The organism is Edaphovirga cremea, from assembly GCF_003332275.1.
GTDB lineage: Bacteria > Pseudomonadota > Gammaproteobacteria > Enterobacterales > Enterobacteriaceae > Edaphovirga > Edaphovirga cremea.
In genome coordinates this window covers 84,203-106,264 of sequence record NZ_QOVA01000004.1, presented here as the reverse complement: position 1 = coordinate 106,264, position 22,062 = coordinate 84,203, and the positions used below count along the sequence as shown (strand labels likewise).

The window sequence follows — 22,062 nt, the reverse complement described above, 5'->3', positions numbered from 1 at the left end:
CTTTACCATATCCTATTCATTGCACAATGAATGTTAAGTAGATGTTACATAGCTATCTGACGATCAACAACCGCTGATGGCAAACTCAGATTGTGCTGATGCCTCTCTGTGATGATTGCCAAAGGTCACTATTGACGGCAAAATAGCCGTACTAACTGCCTCCGTTTGCGTTCCCCGCCCGGCCAGTTCCCTATTATCTTTTATAATCATTAAGTTAATCTATGCATACGAAATTACCTTCTGCCACCCTATTGGGGCGGCGGGCGCTGCTCTTTCCCCTTTGTCTGGTGCTGTTCGAATTTGCCACTTACATCGGTAACGACATGATCCAACCAGGCATGTTAACGGTGGTTAACGAATTCAATGCCGGTGAAGAGTGGGTACCGACTTCAATGACGGCCTATCTGGCGGGCGGCATGTTTTTACAATGGCTGCTTGGACCGTTGTCGGATCGACGTGGCCGTCGCCCGGTGATGTTGGTCGGCGTGGCCTTTTTTATCGTTAGTTGTCTGGCAATCCTGCTGACTCAAACCATTGAGCAGTTCATTGCGCTCCGCTTCTTGCAAGGCATTGGCCTGTGCTTTATTGGCGCGGTGGGCTACGCCACCATACAGGAATCTTTTGAAGAGTCAGTGTGTATAAAAATTACCGCACTGATGGCGAACGTGGCCCTGATTGCGCCTCTGCTTGGCCCACTCGCCGGTGCGGCACTGATCCAGTTCGCGCCGTGGCAATCGATGTTTGTCCTCTTTGCCGTACTGGCCGCCATTGCCTTTGTTGGGCTGTGGCGCGCAATGCCTGAAACGGCGACGCGCCGGGGCGAACCCTTTTCCGCAGCCAGTTTGTGGCACGACTATAAGCTGGTTTTAGGCAACCGTCGGTTCCTGTGTGGTGCGCTGGCGATTGGTTTTGCCAGCCTGCCTTTACTGGCGTGGATCGCGCAATCACCGGTGATTTTGATCAGCGGTGAAAAACTCAGCACGTTCGATTATGGCCTGTTGCAAGTACCGGTTTTTGGCGCATTGATTCTGGGCAATTTGACGCTGGCACGCATGACCGGTAAGAACAGCGTCGAGAGATTGATCAAGATCGGCGCGGTTCCCATGATGATCGGGTTATTTGTGGCCGCTATTTCGACTCTCTACTCTACCCATTCCTATCTATGGATGACGGCAGGGTTGAGTCTGTACGCCTTTGGCATTGGGTTGGCGAATGCTGGCTTGTATCGTCTGACGCTGTTTTACAGCGATGTGAGCAAAGGTACGGTTTCTGCCGCGATGGGTATGCTTAGTATGATGGTATTCACCTTGGGCATAGAATTGACCAAGCTTGCCTATGTGGCTGGGGGTAGCGGCATGTTCAATTTATTAAATCTGATCAGCGGACTGTGCTGGTTGTCTTTGGTGGTGATTTTTGTAAAGCGGCGCAAAAACAGCGACATCAATATCAACCCGACTGCCGCATGATGATATGCAGAGCCCTCCCTGGCTCTGCCTGATGGTTAGAACAACCCCATCGGTTTTTCGGAATAACTGACCAGCAGGCACTTGGTCTGCTGGTAATGTTCCAACATCATTTTATGGGTTTCACGACCGATGCCGGACTGCTTGTAGCCACCAAACGCCGCATGTGCCGGATAGGCGTGATAACAGTTGGTCCACACTCTGCCCGCCTGAATGTTGCGCCCCATATGGTAGGCGATGTTGCCGTTGCGACTCCAGACGCCCGCGCCGAGCCCATAGGCTGAGTCATTGGCGAGTTCCAGCGCCTCGTCCATATCCTTGAAGGTCGTGACGGCCAACACCGGCCCGAAAATCTCCTCCTGAAAGACTCGCATACTGTTTTTACCAAACAGTATGGTCGGTTCGAGGTAGTAACCTTTCGACAGATCGCCTTCCAGCGTCTTACGTCCGCCGCCGGTCAGTACCCGCGCCCCCTCTTTTTTACCGATCTCGATATAGTTGAGAATGGTCTTCATTTGTCCTTCGGAAACCTGCGCGCCCATTTGCGTATTGGAATCCAGAGGGTTTCCGGTACGAATCGCCTCCACACGTTTTATTGCCCGTTCCATAAACCGCTCGTAGATCGACTCCTGAATCAGGGCACGACTCGGGCACGTACAGACTTCACCCTGATTGAACGCAAACAGGGCAAAACCTTCGAGCGCTTTATCAAAATAGGAGTCCTCTTTGTCCATAACGTCGGCAAAGAAGATATTGGGCGATTTGCCGCCAAGTTCGAGCGTCACCGGAATTACGTTTTGCGCGGCATATCCCATGATCTGCTGGCCGACTTCGGTTGAACCGGTGAATGCCACTTTGGCGATGCGTTTGGACGTCGCCAGATATTCACCGATTTCGCCACCGGCCCCATTCACCACGTTAATGACCCCTGCTGGCAGCAGATCTTGCACCAACTCCATCAGCAAGAGAATGGAAAGCGGGGTGAGTTTGGCCGGCTTGAGCACAATACAGTTACCCGCAGCCAGTGCAGGCGCCATCTTCCAGCAAGCCATCAGAAGTGGGAAGTTCCACGGAATAATCTGTGCGACAACCCCTAACGGTTCGTGATAGTGGTAGGCCACGGTTTCAGAATCGATTTCGCTGATACCGCCTTCCTGCGCGCGTACACAGGCGGCAAAATAACGGAAATGGTCGATCGCGAGAGGCACATCAGCCCCGCTGGTTTCACGAATGGGTTTGCCGTTATCCCAGGTTTCGGCGGCAGCCAATAACTCAATATTCTGCTCCATACGATCGGCAACGCGGTTGAGGATGGTAGCGCGTTGTTGTACTGACATTTTTCCCCACTCATGTTTGGCTTTATGCGCAGCATCCAAAGCCAAATCAACATCTTGTGAGTTGGAACTGGCGACTTCGCATAAAACTTCGCCGGTGATCGGCGTCAGATTGGGGTAATACTCATTGTTGGAAGGGGGAACCCACTCGCCGCCGATAAAGTTGTCATAACGTTTTTTTAGTTTGAGCGGGAAACCATACTCACCGGGTTTTACTGGACTGGATGAGGTGTTCTGAGCCATTTCATTCTCCTTTACGCTGCATCAGTGTGCTGCTGCCACAACCGGTGTGTCAGCAGTACTTCGGGTATTGAAGCTCTGTAAAAGCGAAAATTGGGAAAACATCTTTGGTTATAAGGTAGACGCTGGGTGACGAGTGTGACGATTAGAAAAGTAACTCTTCGAGACGTCTCACAGATTTGAGACTTTCAGCAAAAAGGAGGTTGAAAAGCGCCTCAGAGAGGCGACCGATATACACTGAAAATCAGTGGCCTGGTTTATGGCGGAATAGCTTAAGGGGGCATCGTTCTGGCAAAGCTCTGGCGTTGGAATAGACGCTCCGCCAGCGCGATCAATGCGGGCCTCTCCACACACCAACCCTGAGCCACTTTGCGGAAATTCAAATAACCAATCGCGCAGCCCGTCGCAATATCCGCGAGCGTCAGTTCACTGCCATTCAAAAACTGCTTCTTTAGGGTGTGTTTTTCCAGCGCATCCAATCCACGATTCAACTTTTCCCGCTGACGAATAATCCACTGCTCATCTTGCTTACCGGGCTCTCGTTTGGTTTCCAATACCAGCGCCACGGCGGCATCCGTTACCCCATCGGCCAGCGCCTCCAGTTGACGAACCCGTAAAGCATCAAGGGGATCTACAGGAAGGAAGTTCGGGGAAACGTTCAGTAATTCAATATATTGAGCGATAATAGGTGAGTCGAAAAACACTTCGCCGTCGTCGGTTACCAAGGCGGGAACCTTCCCCAGCGGGTTAACCTGTGGAACGCGGCTGTCCGCTTCCCATGGCGGATCGTTGACGAATTCGAAATCAATGCCTTTCTCCAACAGCATCACCGAGATTTTCCGCACATAGGGGCTGGTATAACTGCCGATCAGCTTCATAATCCGATCCTCACTCGTCGCGGTTAAAGGCGCGTGCAATCCTGCATTCTGTCGGGATTTACCACGGTTAAGCGCAGCAAACCCCTAAGAAGATTAGCTCACTTTCAGCGTGTCGATAATGTTCTGTACCAGCTTATTGTGATCGTCTTCGCGATCGGCTGGGGTGACAATTTGCAACGTAACGACCTTTTTATTTTGGATGGTAAACAGCGTCGCTGCGACCACTTTCTGTCCTTTCACGCTCTGTATCGTATCCAGGCGCTCAAAACGTTGCCCATCAAGCGTTAAGGAATTCTCATTCGTTTTCTGGATGTTTTCATACTGATTGCTCAGCCCGGACATTAAACCTTTCGACAAACCCTGATAACTCGCGTCGCTATTATCCAGCAGTTCACTCGACGGCGGGATCACTTCCGAGGTGACGACCAACTGACGGCTGTTCACATCAATAAACAGCTGAGTTACAGACTCAGGCGTATTTTTCACGCCAGTTTGTTGTGATTGATCGCTGAACCCTTCGGGCAAATGGAAACTCATTTTATCTTGCAGCAATGCGACCCTGATCCCGCCCGCAGGCGCGACCTGTTGCGCTTTCTGCGCAGGTGCCGCTTGCTGTTCAACCGTCGGTTTCCCCGGTGGCGGCGTGGGTTCTGGGTTACTGTCCGGCTTGTTGTCGCAGGCCATCAGGCCGCCAGCGAGAACCAGCACAGCGGTAAATTTCATGGCGCTTTTTAACATTTTTCTTGTTCCTTTATGTCATTTGAGACTCTGTAACCCTAGCAACCCGCCCCCTTTTTTACCAGCCGTCCTCACTTGAGCAATTCGCCTCTACCCGCCAGTCGGGTCGATACAGCCCGAGGAGCGCCATTGTTTACCTGTATCTCGCTCTTCTTTCCACATTAAGATATATGGCTCAGCAAATTTGTTTGCGTCAAAACTTGAGTCGACAAATCTTCTCGCAAAATCAGTTAATTTTTTACTCATCTCAGCATTCCTTTTTCCATGTGGTTTTTATATTGCTGACTGTTTACATCTAATTCCCATCCAGGAATAAATGAACCGTCCTTGCGAATAATAACTACATTATTTTTTTTGGAATTAAAAAATACCGTGGAATCCTTAACCAACAAATAGGTGCCCTTTTCCACAGTCCCTTTACCCTGTAAGTGCACCTCTGTAGCATCGCGGAATTTAGTGAGCGTTTGACGATTTTTCTTCGTATCATTGCACACGAAATACACTGACGAATCTCTCAACCCCCCATTCCTTAATATCAGAAACCTGCCCATCCCCAATCTCAATCAGACGCAATTCCCCCGCCGAGTTCTCAGCAACATCAATCGAGTAAAACGGCGTATCCACACGCCGAGCTATTTCACTAACCAACTCAGGAACGCGATCGTCAGCAGAAAACACCCGCCCGTTAAGCACAAAGTACCTGCGCTCACTGTCTTTAACTAAGCTCTCAAAACGTCTCAGGCTAACTCCGCCTTCAATATTCCCCCGGTAGTGCTCAATCAGTCTGATCACCTCACGAATTTCCCCTGCATCCTTAGCCACAGACCCCCTGGAAGTCGTCAAAGACTTGACGTAATCCTTAACAAAATAAGCCGGCCACTGAAGTTGGCTGGTCAGTGCCTCAAAATCCGCATCAGGCGTTGTTATAACAGTTTCCGGCGTATACGCCTTACAGCGCTCATACCAACCTGTTATGTGGTGATTCCCAATATAGTCCTCAACGGATTCAAGCATCTTCCCACCGCGCCCAGTCACTGCTTGGTGCAACAGGCGATATTCATCCACATTCAACATCCATCCGCGCCAGATAACGGGGATGTCGGGTTCAAAGACCCCTGAGAATTTATACTTACCCATCGCGGCAGCCTCTGAGTTGAGTAACAGGCAATGTATCCTGTTTTGTTGGGCACAAAGATACTCCTGCTCAAATATTTCATCCGGCCTGGCCTGATTTGAGAAATCATCGGGATAAATAATCTGCATTTATAACACCTCAAAATAATAAAACCCTTCGCTGATACTATCACTGTATTTGTCGGCACGCAGTATGCTCTTATCCGCTGGCTGCTCACCGTCTAATTAGCTGTTCCAAATAGTAGATCGCTCGAAGGGAACGTGTATTCTTCCTCATGTGGTAATTAGCTTAAACCAATCGGCTATTAGAGAAATTTGAAATTCCCTAAAGCTAACTTAGCTTCTTTCTTCAAAGACTCACTATCAAGTTCATAGGCTTTACGATCTGGGTGAGATGTATAACGCTCAGCGAGATCAAAAACCACATACAAGCACTCACTAATTTCTTTACTATCTTTCGCTAGTAAACCTGCATCGCCTTCAATTTTCCATAACCTAAAGAATTGAACCTCAAACTCTTCGGCTGATATTTGCGATAGTACTAACTTCTTTGTTAAATCTATTAATGCCATACTCATTTCAGATTCCTCGTATTTATATACACATCATATTGCGATGTTCCTGGAGTTAGATGCCATCCAGAGAGGTAAACTTTAGAATCTTTTTCATAGAGATAAATACGTTTCGCAACGGTCTTTATGTCAGCCAGATGCACCTCTATAGCATCGCGGGATTTAGTGAGTGTTTCACTATATTTCTTCGTGTCATTTTACCCACGCCCTCTCGATTCAAAACTATCTGGTAATGGTTTTGTCGCATTAACCCGTCACTCTTCTTCAGGTTTACTAATCTCTTACAGGTACGTAAACGAACTGATATGCGCATGTTTAACGCAACCAGTCTGCAAGAACACAGGAGACAGAAATGCAAATGCATCTTGCTACAGGGCGCCCGGCATTCGTCGTGGCGCTGTACGAACTGCTCAATCCCATTCCTCTCGGTTTTTTTGTCGCCGCCTGGATCTTCGATATTCTGTATATGAAGACCTTTATTCAGATGTGGAACGACGCGGCCAACTGGCTGATTGTCATTGGGTTATTAATCGCCATTATTCCCAGAGTTATCAATCTGGTGCTGGTCTGGACGGGGCCAGGGTATCCTCAAAGCTCACCGATAAAAATCCATTTTTGGCTGAGTCTGATTGCCATCGTGCTGGCTATTTTTAATGCTTTTATCCATAGCCGCGATGCTTATGCCGTGGTACCGATGGGTGTCATTCTCTCAACTTTGGTAGTGGTTCTGTTGCTGCTGGGTAATGTTCAACTCGCATTGCGTGAACGCACAGCATAAGGAGAAACCAGCATGAATATTTTTAAACGCACGTTACTGGCTATCGCCCTCGCAACTTTGCTGAGCAGTTGTGATGACACTGCTCAAATAGATCCCCAAAAACAAATGGGAGCCAATCCGGAACTCCCGAGCGCGCAAAATTTCTTGCTGCCACCGATGCAGGTCCCCAAAGCCACCGCCTGGAAAAAGGACGAAATGCCAAAGGTCGCCGACGGGCTGAAGATAGAAAAAATTGCTGAGGGCCTTAAACATCCGCGCCAGCTCTATGTGCTCCCCAATAACGATGTCCTGGTGGCGGAAGCAAATGGGCCGGCAAAAAAGGCGGCGTCGCGTCCTAAAGACATCATTATGGGCATGGTGCAAAAATCTTCCGGTAAAGGCGGCGAGGGTGGCAATCGCATCACGTTACTGCGCAATGTGGACGGTAAATGGCAGAAACACATTTTCATTGAGCACCTGAATTCCCCCTTCGGGATGCAGCTGATTGGCAACACATTGTGGGTCGCCAATGCCGATAGCCTGGTGAAATTCTCATATCAGGAAGGGCAAACGGAAATCCGCACGCCAGGTGATATTGTCACGGAACTACCCGGTGGCCCGATTAATCATCACTGGACAAAATCCCTGCTGGCAAGCCCGGATGGCAGTAAGCTGTATGTCGGTGTCGGTTCCAACAGCAACATTACCGAGAACGGGATTGGCGCAGAAGACCGCCGCGCCGCTGTACTGGAAGTTGATGCCGCCAGCGGGGCGAGCCGCATTTATGCAAATGGATTACGAAATCCGACGGGTCTGCAATGGGAACCTAAAAGCGGTAAACTCTGGGCGGTGGTAAACGAACGAGAAGAGATTGGCTCCGATCTTGTGCCGGACTATATGACATCCGTGCAGGAGAAAGGTTTTTACGGTTGGCCCTACAGTTACTATGGCCAGCATGTTGATGAACGAGTCAAACCGCCGCGTCCAGACCTGGTTGAGAAAGCCATTAAGCCAGATTACGCCATCAGTTCGCACGTCGCACCGCTGGGGCTTTTATTTTATACCGGCGATAATATGCCGCAATATCGAGACGGTGCATTTGTCAGTGAACACGGTAGCTGGAACCGAAAACCCCTTAATGGTTACCAGGTGATGTGGGTGAAATTTGAAAACGGCCAGCCGGTTGGGTTACCAACACCTGTAGTCACCGGTTTTCTGACCGACGATCAGAAACAGGTTCGAGGTTTGCCGGTCGGGCTGGCGATGGATAAGCAAGGCGGTGTACTGATTGCCGACGATGCCGGTAATAGCATCTGGCGTATCAGCGCGGCGCAATAATCCGTATATAGACAATAAAACGCCGGAAACCAAAAACCGGTGTTTTTCCTCCCCTTTCTGGCACATATCCGATTGGTTGCTTGACGTTATCTTTCCTGTTAGCGGCAAGGAGATCGCCATTTCACACATAGCTCTAAACACGGCCCAATAAAGGCATATGTGCCTTATTACACATTTTTTTAAATTTATGCTGTTATTGAATTTGATATCCGCCGGACATTTACTTATCGTAGTGTGTAAGTCTACCACCAAATATAGGCCGTTTTCAACAGCCAGAACAACTCCGCTTGCGTGGCTGATAATATGGAGAGTTACAAATAAAAACTGACCACCAACGAAAATACCCAACAAATATTTGTTTGTTGGGTATGAAAAGTCTATTAATTGGAAGGTTATTTAGCAGCGGTTTTTTATTTACCTTTAACTGCGATATCAATAGCTTCTTTAAGTGATGCTAACAATCCAGCTTTATCAAGAAGGCCTATGCTTTTTGTATAAACAGGGTGTTCCCAGTCACTTTCAAATATTACGTTAACGCTTAAGTCGTTCCTGCTCTCATGGTAGGAGATGTCTACAATAAAGTCATTTTCATATTCCACTAATAGAATATCTTCATCAATATAGCCTACCGGGCCATTAAAATCAGTAATAAACAACGTGTCATCAGTTATTTTCCCACCTTTGACATCAATTTCGTTACGATAGATGTTCATTTCATGTATTCCTTAGCTTTGTCTTCCGATATTGGGTGGGAATGAATAACCCCCTGTGATTCTTTAACGACAACGGATCGTTACCCTTGCTTAAAGCCCGGCTTGCCGTTTTTAGCGTGCCATTCTTTGACTTCTTTTACTATTCCCTCAGGACTATCCTCTCTACTATTATTTGGATAATAGAGCAGTCCATTACCGCTCGGGTGTTCGATTAAACGAACAAACTCTCTCACGGCAGCGGCATGTGCCTCTTCAGTAGGATAAACTGATTTATTCGCATGGTATATATTCGTTACAAAATCCAAAAACTCATATTCTGAATAATCTGAAATAATTTTAGCGTTCATGTTATTTCTCACCACTCTTAGAATGAATCTCAATATACCGCTTTGGTGTCAATACACGTAGATTATCAACATCATAAACAGGTCCATCTTCACTAATTAGTTTAACATGGTGTAGTTCAAATTTCTCTCGCCCACTTCTTCCCCGAATTAAACTGTTTAGCTAACTCAGGATCTTTAGCCACTTCTAACCAGAACGCCTCTCTGAGTTCTCTAAAGTTATTAAACTCCCACCCGCGAAGTTTATCTGCAATTTGACTCAGGATCGGCGCTCCCCGATCCTGACCTGTGTTATTCAGTCAACCTTCACCAACAGGTTAACCTTTCCCGGTAGCCTTGCCCGGCAGATTGCGGGGACCACTCAGCATCACATAGATCGGTTCAACACCGGTTTCCTCTGCATCAGGCTGCCAATAGATGAAATCCTGCAATCCCTGGAGCTCATCTGCCGGGAAAGTGGTGGTGACGATACTGTCCGCCTGCTTTATTGTCGTCCCAGTATGCACCGGCGTAACGGGGGCGGGTTTGCTGTTACCGGTATTCGCGGGTGCAGTCGGCCCGACCGGAACCGGGTTAATCAGGATGGTGCGCGAAGGAACCCCCGCCACTGCCGGAAGCGTGATTTTATCCAGCCCGGTTTTCTCATCGCGTACTGCCCTTAATACTGGCACGTTGGCAGGAACACCGGCTACGCCCGTTTTGTACAGCCTGACGTTCTGGGGTTGCCTGGAAAACGGAATCTATCGTCACTCCCGTTTTTGCAACACTGATGTTGAAGATATTGTTGGCTTGCTTGAATTTATCATAGGCCGTTTGCAACAGCCCGAACAACTCCGCTTGGGTGACTGATAATATGGAGAGTTACAAATAAAAACTGACCACCAACGAAAATGCCCAACAAATATTTGTTTGTTGGGCATGGATTACTTACCCTTGGGTCCGCTACTAAGGAGTGGCCTTTTACTATCCTTTAACTGCGATATCAATAGCTTCTTTAATTGATGATATTAACCCAGCAACATCATGACGCTCTATGACTTTTCTATAAACTCGATGTTCCCAATCACTTCCATATATAACGTTAACGCTTAAGTTATTAGCGCCTTCATGAAAGGATACATCTACTACATAGTCATTGGCATATTCCACTAGTAATACATCTAGGTCAATGTAGCTTGTAGGATCGTCAAAGTCAGTGATATATAAGGTGTCATCAGTGATTCTCCCACCTTTGAAATCAATTGCTGTACGGCTGATATTCATTTCATAAGCTCCTTAACTCTTTGCTCTGATATCGGGTGTGAGTGAATAACTCCCTGTGATTCTTTAACTACAGCGGATTGTTACCCTTGCTTAAAGCCCGGCTTGCCGTTTTGCCACACTTTATTGTTCAACGGTTATGTCCACTCAAGGAAACCATTTTGTAGAATCCATACCGCCCCTCCGGGCAGCGCTCATCAAAAAACTAAAGCCATCAGGAACATTTTTAGGGACGGAGTAGCACAGCACAGCATCAAGCGTCTGCCCCTCGGCGGCATCGGCTAGTTCCTTATATTCCTTTTCACTAATATTTTTAATAATTTAAATGTTCGACAAGTAGGAGGGGGCTGCTTGGAAAACGGAATCTATGAATGCACATTGAGGTTAATAGTGCGCCGGGCGTTGAGCCCGGCGCAAAAAGAGCTTATTCGCTGGGGAACAGGAAAGGATTGATGCTGCTGCGGGCGAAGCCCTCATCTTCCATTTTGGCATCCAGAATCAGCGACGCCAAATCGTCCGCCACGGCTTCAACCTGCGGATCTTTTTCCTGATAGAGGATTTTCAGGTAAGTCCCACAGTCGCCACAGCTCTCGGCTTTCACCGCTGAACGTTCTGTTTCCAAAGACCAGTAATTGAGATCGCGGCTCTGTTCGCAATTACTGCATTTTACCCTGACCACGTGCCACTCACTTTCGCAGAGATTACAGTGCAGATAGCGCAACCCTTGAGCGGATCCAATCTGTACCACACTCGATACCGGGATGCTGCCACACACCGGGCAGAACTGCCGGTGTTCGCCGTACTCGGCACGCGCCTTGCCAGGGATCAAACTGGCCATCTGCGTCCAGTAAAGCGACAGGGCCGCCCAAATGAACGGTGCCTTTTCATTGCTGACCAGACTGAAATCGCGGTTTAACAGGGCGTCGGCATCACTTTCCAATTCATGAACTGACGATTTCTCCAGATTATCCAGAACGGCAATAATATGGGTCGGCATTTCCGGACGCAGTTCAGCGATCAATGCAGTGAGCAGGCGTAGCCAGTGATCGCTGCGCGGCCAGGTATTGAGATCCAGCGGGGGTGCCCCGGTATCTCCCGATTTCTGCAATGCCTCACTCAAATCCAGCGTCAGCGGATTGTCATACAGCACCTGATGCTGCGCCGTCGCCATGCTGGCAGCAAAATCGAGATAATCACTCAGCGGATTATCGGCAGCCAACTGACGCAAACGCTCGGCGCGGCGCAGATAAAGACTTTTCAGGTTGGCGAAAAGCAGCGGCGGAATAGGTTCCGCCGCTGCTGACTTTTCGCGCTGGTTTCCTGATTGAAGTTCAGGAACGATGCGAATACTCATTGGGTCTATTTTCCCGTTGTGTCTGAGGTGCGAGTGTTACCGGCTGTTGCCTTTGCCTCGGCGGATTGGCCCTGCCGTCTGTTCGATTCGCCCTGACGTAGTTCCCGATACCAACGCGGGTGATGTTTCTTCGCCCACGCCGCCGGAACCCAGCCTTCCACCATCGCAGTGATCGTGCCTTTTACCCACAACGCGGCATAAACGTGCACCATGATCACGAGAATCAATCCCACTGCAGCCAACGAATGCACTACCAGTGCCAGCCGTATCAAGGGGATGGGGAAGTAACCAGCGAACCAGGGCCGCCAAATTACCACGCCGCTGACCAGCAACAAAAGCAAGCTGATGATTGCTGCCCAGAAAACGCATTTCTGACCGAAATTATAGCGCCCGGTATCACCAACTTCCTCGTTCATGGCAATTTTATGGATGTTTTTTGCCCATAAAATGTCTTCACGGTTGATTAGGTTATGTTTCCAATAGCGGAAAAACATCAGCAAGAAAGCAACAAACATCACCACACCCACAAACGGATGAAGAATTCGCGCCAGTTGCGGGGTACCAAAAATGTTCATCAGCCAGTTAAACGACGGGAAAAAGAAGCCCAATCCGCTGAGCGCCGCACCGATAAAACAGATCGCCACTATCCAATGGTTAATCCGTTCTGGTGCGCTGTAGCGTTGAATGCGTTTCTCACTCATTTACGCGTCTCCTCATCGTGCTGTTCCTCTTTTTCTTCCTCTTCGTCTACGCGGTTCGGCCCTACGCCGACGTAGTGGAAGATACTCGCTGCAAACGTCGCGGCAAAACCTACTGCGGCCAGTGGCTTCCAGATACCCTTCCAGAAAGTCACCGCCGGACTGATGGTTGGATTCTCCGGTAAACCGTGATAAAGCTGCGGCTTATCCGCATGATGCAGCACGTACATTACGTGTGTGCCGCCAACGCCAGCCGGATCGTAGAGCCCCGCATTCTGGAAACCACGGCTGTTCAGCTCGGTGACCCGCTCTGCCGCCAGCGTTTTCATCGACTCTTTGCTGCCAAAGTGAATCGCACCCGTCGGGCAGGTTTTGACACACGCAGGCTCCTGACCCACGGTGACACGATCAACACACAAGGTACATTTGTACGCGCGGTTGTCTTCTTTGTTGATTCTCGGCACGTTAAACGGGCAGCCAGCGATACAATAGCCGCAACCAATACAGTGCTCAGACTGAAAATCAACGATACCATTGGCGTACTGAATGATTGCGCCTTCTGCCGGGCACGCCTTCAGGCAACCCGGATCGGCGCAGTGCATACAGCCATCCTTACGGATCAACCATTCCAACTTGCCGTGCTCTTCCACTTCGGAAAAACGCATGACGGTCCATGATTTCGCCGACAGATCGGTCGGATTGTCATACACCCCGACGTTGAATCCGACTTCATCACGAATGTCGTTCCATTCGGAACAGGCAACCTGACAGGCTTTACAGCCAATACAGGTTGTCACATCAATCAATTTGGCCACTTCTTCCTGGTGATCGCGTACGCGCGGCGCAGGCGTTAAGGAGTTGGTGGCGGATTTACGGATAATGTCCTGAGATTGCATAGCCATAATTCGTCTCCGTTACACCTTTTCCACGTTAACCAGGAATGCCTTGTATTCCGGCGTTTGTGAATTTGCATCACCCACTGATGGCGTCAGCGTATTGGCCAGGAAGCCTTTGCGTGTCGCCCCTTCGAAGCCCCAATGGCAAGGAATACCGATGGTTTCGACGATCTTGCCGTTAATCATCAACGGTTTGATGCGCTTGGTGACCACCGCCTTGGCTTTGATAAATCCACGCTTCGAGGAAATCTTCACGCTGTCGCCAGCACGGATGCCTTTCTCTGCGGCCAGCGCCTCACCGATTTCAATGAACTGCTCTGGCTGCACAATGGCGTTCAGGCGCGCATGTTTCGTCCAGTGGCGGAACAATTCGGTGATCGAGTAGGTCGTGGCGACATACGGGAACTCGTCGGCATGACCCATATTGGCCAGATCGTCGGCAAAAATACGCGCGACAGGATTCGACACCACGTTCGGGTGCAACGGGTTGGTGCCAATCGGCGTTTCGATTGGTTCGTAGTGTTCAGGGAACGGACCATCGGCCATTTTGTCCAGAGAGAACAACCGGCCCATGCCTTCCTGCTGCATGATGAACGGTCCGACACCTGAGCCCGGTGCCGCCTGACTGTAATCAGCGACGTCTACGCCACCCCATTTTGTGCCATCCCAGCGGATGATTTCACGTTTAGGGTCCCAGGGTTGCCCCTGCGGATCGACTGACGCGCGGTTGTACAGAATGCGGCGGTTCAACGGCCATGCCCATGCCCAGCCCGAGGTACAACCGAGTCCCGATGGATCGGCGTTATCGCGCCGCGCCATCTGGTTGCCCTGCTCTGTCCAACTGCCGGTGTAGACCCAGCAGAAACTGGCGGTACTGCCATCATTTTTCAGTTGGGCAAAGCTGGTGAGTTGCTGGCCTTTTTTCAGTACCACATTGCCTTTATCGTCAAGGATATCAGCCAGCGCTTTACCATTACCTTCGCGCGCCACTTCTTCCGCCGTCGGATCCAGCGGGTCCTGGTAATCCCAGGACATATTCAGCAATGGCTCAGGATTGGCACCGCCTTCCTCACGATACAACTCACGCAGACGCAGGAAGATACGCGCCAGGATTTTACCGTCATGCAGCGCCTCACCCGGCGGCTCGGCAGCGTGCCAGTGCCATTGCAACCAACGGCCTGAGTTGGCAATAGACCCATTTTCCTCAGCAAAGCAGGAGGAAGGCAGGCGGAATACCTCGGTCTGGATTTTGGTCGGATCGATGTCATTCATCTCACCGTGGTTTTGCCAGAAGTTGGACGACTCCGTCACCAGCGGGTCAATCACCACCATATATTTCAGGCGGGAGAGCGCACGGGAAGATTTGTTTTTATCCGGGAATGCCGCCAGCGGATTGAAGCCCTGAACGATGTAACCGTTCATTTTGCCCTGGGTCATCAGGTCGGCCTGCTTCATGACGTCGTAGCTTTTGTCCCACTTCGGCAACCAGTCAAATCCCCAGTCGTTTTCTGCCTGCGCATGCTCGCCGTAGAAGCTCTTCATCATACTGATAAAGAAGTTTGGCGTGTTTTTCCAGAAGTTGACCTGATCTTTCAGCAGCGCTTTCGGGGTGGTTTGCTCAAGGTACATCGCCAGCGAAGTCTGTTTCTCCGAAGGCAGTCCCATATAACCCGGCAAATTCAGCGACAACAGCCCCAAATCGGTATAACCCTGAATATTCGAGTGGCCGCGCAGTGCGTTCACACCGCCGCCCGCCATACCGATATTGCCCAGCAACAACTGGATCATGGCCGCACAGCGGATAGTCTGGGCACCGCCGGTATGGTGGGTCCAGCCCAGTGCGTACAGGATGGTCGCCGTTTTGTCGGATACACAGGTTTCAGCCAGCAAACCGCTGATCAGCAGGAAATCCTCTTTCGAGGTGCCGCACAGGTTTTCAACCAACTCCGGCGTGTAACGTGAAACGTGTTGCTTGAGCAGATTCCACACGCAACGTGGATGGGTCAGGCTCATGTCGCGCTTGGCGAAACCGTTTTCATCCAATTGGTACTGCCATGAGGTTCTGTCGTAAGTTTTGGTTGCGGCGTCAAAACCGCTGAACAAACCGTCATTGAATTCGAAATCATCCCGTACCAGCAGGCTGGCGTTGGTATATTCCTTAACGTATTCAGAGTGGGTTTTGTTGTTGATAATTAGATAGTTAACAACACCCAGCAGGAATGCGGTATCAGAACCGGCGCGAATAGGGGAGTAGATGTCTGCCACGGCCGCACTGCGGTTAAAACGCGGATCCACGACGATGACTTTGGCATTGTTCTGCGTTTTGGCTTCGATAACCCATTTGAAGCCTACCGGATGCGCTTCGGCGGCATTGCCACCCATAATCAGGATAACGTTGGCGTTTTTGATATCGACCCAGTTATTGGTCATTGCCCCACGGCCAAAGGACGGCGCCAGTGCAGCAACGGTTGGGCCATGGCACAGGCGAGCCTGGCAATCGATAGCCAGCATGCCAAGGGCACGGGCAAATTTCTGGTCCAGAATCCCGGTTTCGTTGCTCGCGGCAGATGAGCAGAGCATACCGGTCGTCAGCCAGCGGTTGACGGTGACATTGGCTTCATTTTTCTCAACAAAGTTGGCGTCACGGTCGTCTTTCATCAGGCGGGCAATGCGTTCAACCGCCTCATCCCAACTCATGCGCTGCCATTTGTCCGAGCCCGGTGCCCGGTATTCGGGGAATTTCAGACGGTTTTCACTGTGGATATAATCCAGCACGCCTGCGCCTTTCGGGCAGAGTGAACCCCGGCTGACCGGATGGTCTGGATCACCTTCAATGTGGAAAATACTTTCGGTAACATTCTTCGCACCATCGCCCAAACTGTAGATCAAAATGCCACAGCCGACGGAACAGTAAGTGCAGTTATTCCGGGTTTCGCGTGAACGCAATAGCTTGTATTGACGTGTCTCAGCCATCGCCACTGACGGCGTAAAGCCGAGTGCTGCTGCCGTAGTCCCCGCCATACCGCCAGCACAGATCTTGAAGAACTGTCTTCTGCTGACCTGCATCGGGTATCTCCTTATGGTGTAATTCGACATTATTGCTCTTAAAATCAACAATTAACCTTGCCCCTTCGTCATTCTTGATACGGTGGGGTAAACCGCTTAACCACCCTTTTCCCAGGGTTAAAAGTCCTTATTTTTGTAAGTGATATAATACCATAATGTTTTTAAGGTTGTTAAATGTTGGTAGCCTATAAGTGAACAACACCGTGTAAAACTGTGAGCTTGCTCGCAGCGAAAGGCAGGGACGGGAGAATGGTGCCGCTCGTTGGCAAAAAATATTTTTTTACCGTCCGAACAGCGCTAAGGTGAGCGCCTGAATGATTCAAGATTCCGCTGCCACACCCAATGTGTGACCCGATATAGCTTGGTAACGCCACAGTGAAAACGATGAATACTCAACACGTTCCCGAATCCGCCCCCGTCACAGGTGCACAACAACGTTCCGTCGAACAGCGCCAACGTTTGGGCTTGCCCGAAATGGACTGGCTGGCAGAAGAGGTGCCAGTTGCGCTGGTGTATAACGGTATTTCCCATGTGGTGATGATGGCCTCGCCCAAAGATCTGGAAGCCTTTGCGCTCGGTTTCTCTTTGTCGGAAGGGATTATTGCTTCACCACAAGAGATCTACGGCATCGAGGTCTCTCCCTCCTGCAATGGCGGCATCGAAGTGCACGTCGAACTCTCCAGCCGCCGCTTTAGCGGACTGAAGGAGCGACGCCGGGCGATGGCGGGACGTACCGGTTGTGGCGTATGTGGCATCGAGCAGTTGGAAGATATTTTCCGTCCGCTGACGCCACTGCCGTTTACCCAGCATTTTGATCTCGCAAATCTGGATCAGGCGTTAGGTCAGTTGAAGTCGTTACAGAGCGTGGGGCAGCTCACCGGTTGTACCCATGCTGCCGCCTGGATTTCCGGGCAAGGACAACTGCTTGGTGGCTGCGAAGATGTGGGCCGACACGTTGCGCTGGATAAGATGCTCGGCCTGCGCTCAGGAGAGCCCGACTGGCAAGTCGGAGCCGCGCTGGTCTCCAGCCGCGCCAGCTACGAAATGGTGCAAAAATCGGCAATGTGTGGCGTGGAGATCCTTTTCGCGGTGTCGGCTGCGACCACGTTGGCGGTCGATGTAGCGCAACGCTGTAATTTAACCCTTGTTGGGTTCAGCAAATCCGGTCGCGCCACGGTATACACCCATCCGCAACGCCTAGGTTAAGGGTGCAACAGGGCTTCGATTGACCAATATTGCGCGGTATCATTGCGTAACTGGGCTTAGACAAATTCTCTTACGCTTATTTCACAACGCTATAAGCCCCGCATGGCGCGGGGTAAAACAGCGGTTCGGGTCAGGCACAGCATAGATAATCATTTTCAATATCATTTAATTAACTATAATGATCCGACTGCTTACGCGGTGCTAACAAAAAGATTGCGCCGCCCAAACTATAATGGAGATGAAGAATATGAGTTACTCACTGCCATCCCTGCCTTACGCATACGACGCACTTGAGCCGCACTTTGACAAGCAGACGATGGAAATCCATCACACCAAACACCATCAGGCATACGTTAACAACGCCAACGCGGCGCTGGAAAGTCTGCCAGAACTGGCTGCACTGCCTGTTGAAGAATTGATCACCAAACTGGATCAGATTCCAGCGGACAAGAAAACCGTACTGCGTAACAACGCAGGTGGTCACGCTAACCACAGCCTGTTCTGGAAGGGCCTGAAAACCGGCACCACGCTGCAAGGCGAACTGAAAACCGCCATCGAGCGCGATTTCGGTAGCGTTGATACGTTCAAAGAGCAGTTTGAAAAAGCAGCAGCCACCCGTTTCGGCTCCGGCTGGGCGTGGCTGGTACTGAAAGACGATGGCAAACTGGCCGTTGTTTCTACTGCAAACCAGGACAGCCCGCTGATGGGTGAAGCTATTTCAGGTGCCGCCGGTTACCCATTGCTGGGTCTGGACGTGTGGGAACATGCTTATTACCTGAAATTCCAGAACCGTCGCCCGGATTACATCAAGGCATTCTGGAACGTAGTGAACTGGGACGAAGCAGCAAAACGCCTGTCTGAAGCCAAGTAATTTGTCTGTATCACTGACCGACGCCCTGCGCGGTCAGCACTCTGCCAGCAAGCTCAGCTTGCTGGCATTTTTTATGCCTGCGATTCGCCAACCCTCCCTTTCCGATACGACGTATTTCACCTGTTGCCCCGCCTCAATGCGGGTTATGCTTAGGTTTACCAGAACGGCGAATGGAGGCAACATGCATTATCCGGAAGTGTACATCGGTACCATTGAACCCTACGAGGGCAGTACGCCCAGCGCAATAGCCAAACGGACGGTGAATGGAAGCCTGATGCTGACGCCGTTGGGCTTGGAGGGCGATCAACAGGCTGAGACGTTATTCCACGGTGGCGTTGACCGCGCACTGTGCCATTTTCCACGCGAACATTACGCCTTTCTGCGCAAACATTTCCCAGAACAGGAAGATCAATTTCATCCCCCGGCGTTTGGTGAAAATATCTCGACGCTGGGCCTGACGGAAGAAAACGTCAATATTGGCGATATTTTCCGTTGGGGCGAGGCGCTGATTCAGATCACCCAACCGCGTTCACCCTGCTACAAGCTCAATTATCACTTTGGTATCAATGATATTTCACAGCTTTTACAGCAGAGTGGCCGCTGTGGTTGGCTTTATCGGGTCGTGTCGGCAGGTAAAATCAGCAGCGATAAATCACTCGAATTATTAACCCGTAACAGTGATATTAGCGTCGCAGAGGCCATCATGATTGCCTTCCATTTGCCGTTTGACGAAGAACAATACCGCCGCCTGATGGCCGCCGCCGGTATCTCGGCCAGTTGGAGCAGAACAATGCAAATGCGGTTGGTAAACTACAAAATTGAGGATTTTGATCACCGCTTATTTGGGAAATAAGTGGCTACCTTCCCCATCCCGGGGAAGGCCAGTCAAAGCGGGAGGCTGCGTCAATCAGAACGCTTTTTTGGCGTAGCCGGTCACCACTTTAATCTTCATCTCACGACCCAGCGCGGTCATCGGATGTACCACAATCAGCCCACGGACGCTTTTCTTCAGCGTACCCATGTCAGCCTGCTCTTTCTTGGTGATTTCACGTTTGAAAGGCATCGCCACCACTTGCTGCGCCTCAAGGCTCAGTTTGCTGAGATAAACCTGCTTCAGGCGTTCAATTTCTACCGCCAGCTTCTCTTTTTCTTTTTCGTGCTTGGCAATAAGCTCAACGTTGCCCTGCTGAATTACCGTGGAGTCTTTGTGTTTTAACGCATCAAGCTTGTCGCTCAGGCGTTTTATCTCTTTCTTTTCACTCATAATAATGACCCGTTCATGCCGCATGCGGGCATGATTTTTTATATAAAATGGATTTTGTGGTGGATAGTGTATCAGGATAGCGGCTTTTCAGCAGCTTGCTACAGCAAGACAACAGTGCGGAAGGATCAAAACGCTTTCTTCATGCTGATACCAGCAATCAATTGTGTCACCGATAATACCATGGTTGAACGGATAATTTGCCGATAACGCTGGCGCTGCATGGCAGCCAATGTCTCGTCAGCGAGCAGGTCGGGCGCAGGAGGTAAATCAACCACACAATGCAGTTTGCTGAAAGGCCCAAGAATTTCGTCATCCGAAAAGCGGTAATCCGCGCCGTCAAAATCAAACTCCTCGCGCATCGACATGAGCAGCTCGGCATCTTCATACTCGTTACGGGTGATCACGCCAAGCCCATACATCAATTTCAGGCGGACCGAGAGTTCGCCTAACGGGCCAGTCCCGCTTAACAAGGGTTCCACTGCGTATTTCACTGCGTAATCGTCTTTCTGAAAAACTTGCAAAACCAATACATTGACAGCCTCAGTCAATAATTCGATCGCCGCGATAATAAAATTGCGAACGCTTTTTCCGGTATTCAGCTTTTCCAAAACCCGGTTTTCAAATGCTTGAGCTGCTTCTGTCATCGTCTGTTCAATACGCTAGTGTTGTCGTTCGGCCGGTGTCTCTCAGGCTGTTGCCATCAATGCAATACAGGTGCGTACCACAACCGCCGCACGCCCTGTATTACACGTCCTCATTGCCAATAATCGGCATTTTACATGGCGTTATACACACTCACGGCCTCGGCGACAACGTCGCTGTCTGCCGGTAAGCCAGAAATTTGTGACAGCGCACCTTTCGGACCAAGTTTCGCCAATAAATCAACCAATTCCGCCGCTTGCGGATCCTGTTCACTGCGGTAGCGCAGCGCAGCCGCAATCCCCGTCACCAGATTTTTATGCGGCAATCCATATTCCAGCGTGCCCAGCAGAGGTTTGATCAGGCGATCGCCAGCGCTCAGTTTACGCAATGGCTGGCGTCCAACACGCTCAACGTCATCGTGCAGGTACGGGTTTTCAAAGCGTTGCAGGATTTTGTTGATATACGCTGCATGCTTATCAGCATCGAAGTCGTAACGCTTAATCAGTACGGCACCGCTCTCTTCCATCGCGCCTTTCACTACCGCACGGATGGCCGGGTCGAGAATTGCATCGCGAATCGTGGCATGACTGGCTTGCTGACCGAGATACGCGGTAATCGCGTGACCCGTATTCAGGGTAAAGAGTTTGCGCTCAACAAATGCCATCAGATTGTTGGTCAGTTCCATGCCTTTAATCGCGGGTGGCTGGCCTTTAAATTGGGTTTCGTCCACGATCCATTCGCTGAAAGTCTCTACCGTGACTTCCAGCGGATCGGTGCTGCCTGCTTCCGCGGGCGGTACGATGCGATCCACCGCGGAATCAACGAATCCAACATATTGTTCAACCCAGGTCTGGGCATCCTGAGGTAACTCGGCAAACACCGAGGCTTTCAGTTGGCTGGTGCCACGCACCATATTTTCACATGCGATAATATTCAACGGCTGGGTGTTGCCTTGCTGCTGGCGTTTCACCAGACCTTGCGCAATCGTCCCGGCTATTTTGCCAAGGATGTTGGGCCCTACAGCGGTCGTTACCATATCGGCATCTGCGATCAGTGCCACTGCGTCCTGGCTGCCGCTGTGTACCGCGCTGACATTGCTCACGCTTTCCACTCGCGCCTGCTCACCCACAACATGCACCTGATAGCCTTTGCGGCTGTTCAGCGCATCGAGAAGTGGCTGACTGACGTCAGCAAAGGTCAGCTCGACACCGGCATCAGCAAGCAATTTGCCAATAAAACCGCGACCGATATTACCTGCACCGAAATGTAATGCTTTCATGTTATTAACCCTTCA

Annotated in this window: 26 protein-coding genes; 6 read left to right on the top strand and 20 right to left on the bottom strand. The window is 50.4% G+C overall.

The genetic code is table 11. The annotated features are described in order from the left end of the window. The first annotated feature begins 221 nt into the window (after positions 1-221). Entirely contained in the window at positions 222-1,466 is a 1,245-nt protein-coding gene (locus tag DRI82_RS07530) for an MFS transporter (RefSeq protein WP_114192891.1), read from the top strand. 35 nt (positions 1,467-1,501) lie between these two features. On the opposite strand, the gene exaC is transcribed toward DRI82_RS07530, so the two are convergent. From exaC to DRI82_RS07495, 7 genes are all read right to left on the bottom strand, one after another. Continuing rightward, positions 1,502-3,040 carry an acetaldehyde dehydrogenase ExaC gene (exaC, locus tag DRI82_RS07525; protein ID WP_114192890.1) on the bottom strand — a complete coding sequence of 513 codons (1,539 nt, stop codon included), beginning with the start codon at positions 3,038-3,040 and terminating at the stop codon, positions 1,502-1,504. A 269-nt stretch (positions 3,041-3,309) separates the two neighbouring features. Continuing rightward, complete coding sequence (locus DRI82_RS07520; RefSeq protein WP_114192889.1) at positions 3,310-3,915, bottom strand: glutathione S-transferase; 606 nt, start codon at positions 3,913-3,915, stop codon at positions 3,310-3,312. A gap of 93 nt (positions 3,916-4,008) precedes the next feature. After that, on the bottom strand, positions 4,009-4,653 hold the full coding sequence (locus DRI82_RS07515; RefSeq protein WP_114192888.1) for a DcrB-related protein: 645 nt from the start codon (positions 4,651-4,653) through the stop codon (positions 4,009-4,011). Between the two features lie 90 nt (positions 4,654-4,743). Beyond that, positions 4,744-4,899 (bottom strand): colicin immunity domain-containing protein, encoded by a 156-nt coding sequence (locus DRI82_RS07510; RefSeq protein WP_114192887.1) that lies wholly within the window; start codon positions 4,897-4,899, stop codon positions 4,744-4,746. Beyond that, entirely contained in the window at positions 4,896-5,204 is a 309-nt protein-coding gene (locus DRI82_RS07505) for a colicin D domain-containing protein (RefSeq protein WP_114192886.1), read from the bottom strand. Before DRI82_RS07505 ends, DRI82_RS07510 begins: the two co-directional genes overlap by 4 nt. After that, positions 5,137-5,916, bottom strand: coding sequence for an ATP-grasp domain-containing protein (locus tag DRI82_RS07500; protein ID WP_114192885.1), 780 nt, complete (start codon positions 5,914-5,916; stop codon positions 5,137-5,139). The genes DRI82_RS07505 and DRI82_RS07500 overlap by 68 nt, the downstream gene beginning before the upstream one ends. A 176-nt stretch (positions 5,917-6,092) precedes the next feature. Continuing rightward, the gene (locus DRI82_RS07495; RefSeq protein ID WP_114192884.1) at positions 6,093-6,365 is read right to left on the bottom strand and encodes a colicin immunity domain-containing protein; all 273 of its coding nucleotides are present in this window, start codon (positions 6,363-6,365) and stop codon (positions 6,093-6,095) included. Between the two features lie 346 nt (positions 6,366-6,711). On the opposite strand from DRI82_RS07495, the gene DRI82_RS07490 reads away from it, so the two are divergent. Beyond that, entirely contained in the window at positions 6,712-7,137 is a 426-nt protein-coding gene (locus tag DRI82_RS07490; protein WP_114192883.1) for a DUF2231 domain-containing protein, read from the top strand. Positions 7,138-7,149: 12 nt separating this feature from the next. Continuing rightward, positions 7,150-8,454, top strand: coding sequence for a PQQ-dependent sugar dehydrogenase (locus tag DRI82_RS07485; protein ID WP_114192882.1), 1,305 nt, complete (start codon positions 7,150-7,152; stop codon positions 8,452-8,454). A 410-nt stretch (positions 8,455-8,864) separates the two neighbouring features. Here DRI82_RS07485 and DRI82_RS07480 read toward each other — a convergent pair whose 3' ends face one another. The 10 genes from DRI82_RS07480 to fdnG all read right to left on the bottom strand — a co-directional run bounded on the left by DRI82_RS07480 (position 8,865) and on the right by fdnG (position 16,785). Further along, positions 8,865-9,167, bottom strand: coding sequence for a hypothetical protein (locus DRI82_RS07480; protein ID WP_114192881.1), 303 nt, complete (start codon positions 9,165-9,167; stop codon positions 8,865-8,867). Between the two features lie 80 nt (positions 9,168-9,247). Continuing rightward, a complete protein-coding gene (locus DRI82_RS07475) occupies positions 9,248-9,514 on the bottom strand; it encodes a bacteriocin immunity protein (RefSeq protein ID WP_114192880.1) in 267 nt (88 codons plus the stop codon). A 1-nt stretch (position 9,515) separates the two neighbouring features. Continuing rightward, a complete protein-coding gene (locus DRI82_RS24715) occupies positions 9,516-9,611 on the bottom strand; it encodes a hypothetical protein (RefSeq protein WP_425452635.1) in 96 nt (31 codons plus the stop codon). A 19-nt stretch (positions 9,612-9,630) separates the two neighbouring features. Continuing rightward, positions 9,631-9,765: a hypothetical protein gene (locus DRI82_RS24710; protein WP_425452634.1), complete on the bottom strand. Its 135-nt coding sequence runs from the start codon at positions 9,763-9,765 to the stop codon at positions 9,631-9,633. Positions 9,766-9,828: 63 nt separating this feature from the next. Further along, positions 9,829-10,182 (bottom strand): S-type pyocin domain-containing protein, encoded by a 354-nt coding sequence (locus DRI82_RS24705; RefSeq protein ID WP_425452628.1) that lies wholly within the window; start codon positions 10,180-10,182, stop codon positions 9,829-9,831. Positions 10,183-10,474: 292 nt separating this feature from the next. After that, a complete protein-coding gene (locus DRI82_RS07460; RefSeq protein ID WP_114192878.1) occupies positions 10,475-10,774 on the bottom strand; it encodes a hypothetical protein in 300 nt (99 codons plus the stop codon). 421 nt (positions 10,775-11,195) lie between these two features. Beyond that, positions 11,196-12,125, bottom strand: coding sequence for a formate dehydrogenase accessory protein FdhE (gene fdhE, locus DRI82_RS07450; protein ID WP_114192877.1), 930 nt, complete (start codon positions 12,123-12,125; stop codon positions 11,196-11,198). 5 nt (positions 12,126-12,130) lie between these two features. Continuing rightward, a complete protein-coding gene (gene fdoI / locus DRI82_RS07445; RefSeq protein WP_114192876.1) occupies positions 12,131-12,826 on the bottom strand; it encodes a formate dehydrogenase cytochrome b556 subunit in 696 nt (231 codons plus the stop codon). After that, positions 12,823-13,725: a formate dehydrogenase subunit beta gene (gene fdxH, locus DRI82_RS07440; protein ID WP_114192875.1), complete on the bottom strand. Its 903-nt coding sequence runs from the start codon at positions 13,723-13,725 to the stop codon at positions 12,823-12,825. The genes fdoI and fdxH overlap by 4 nt, the downstream gene beginning before the upstream one ends. A 12-nt stretch (positions 13,726-13,737) precedes the next feature. After that, a complete protein-coding gene (gene fdnG / locus DRI82_RS07435; protein ID WP_114192874.1) occupies positions 13,738-16,785 on the bottom strand; it encodes a formate dehydrogenase-N subunit alpha in 3,048 nt (1,015 codons plus the stop codon). Between the two features lie 384 nt (positions 16,786-17,169). Here fdnG and fdhD point away from each other — a divergent pair, with 384 nt between their 5' ends. The 3 genes from fdhD (at position 17,170) to yiiM (ending at position 19,715) form a co-directional block, all read left to right on the top strand. Next, positions 17,170-17,991, top strand: a complete 822-nt coding sequence (gene fdhD / locus DRI82_RS07430) for a formate dehydrogenase accessory sulfurtransferase FdhD (RefSeq protein ID WP_114192873.1) — start codon at positions 17,170-17,172, stop codon at positions 17,989-17,991. Between the two features lie 247 nt (positions 17,992-18,238). Next, positions 18,239-18,862: a superoxide dismutase [Mn] gene (gene sodA, locus DRI82_RS07425; protein WP_114192872.1), complete on the top strand. Its 624-nt coding sequence runs from the start codon at positions 18,239-18,241 to the stop codon at positions 18,860-18,862. A gap of 181 nt (positions 18,863-19,043) precedes the next feature. After that, on the top strand, positions 19,044-19,715 hold the full coding sequence (gene yiiM / locus DRI82_RS07420) for a 6-hydroxyaminopurine reductase (RefSeq protein ID WP_114192871.1): 672 nt from the start codon (positions 19,044-19,046) through the stop codon (positions 19,713-19,715). 54 nt (positions 19,716-19,769) lie between these two features. On the opposite strand, the gene DRI82_RS07415 is transcribed toward yiiM, so the two are convergent. The 3 genes from DRI82_RS07415 to DRI82_RS07405 all read right to left on the bottom strand — a co-directional run bounded on the left by DRI82_RS07415 (position 19,770) and on the right by DRI82_RS07405 (position 22,047). Beyond that, positions 19,770-20,126, bottom strand: coding sequence for a YibL family ribosome-associated protein (locus tag DRI82_RS07415; RefSeq protein WP_170138686.1), 357 nt, complete (start codon positions 20,124-20,126; stop codon positions 19,770-19,772). A 125-nt stretch (positions 20,127-20,251) separates the two neighbouring features. Beyond that, positions 20,252-20,770: an MltR family transcriptional regulator gene (locus DRI82_RS07410; protein ID WP_114192870.1), complete on the bottom strand. Its 519-nt coding sequence runs from the start codon at positions 20,768-20,770 to the stop codon at positions 20,252-20,254. Positions 20,771-20,901: 131 nt separating this feature from the next. Next, on the bottom strand, positions 20,902-22,047 hold the full coding sequence (locus DRI82_RS07405) for a mannitol-1-phosphate 5-dehydrogenase (RefSeq protein ID WP_114192869.1): 1,146 nt from the start codon (positions 22,045-22,047) through the stop codon (positions 20,902-20,904). Positions 22,048-22,062 lie beyond the last annotated feature (15 nt).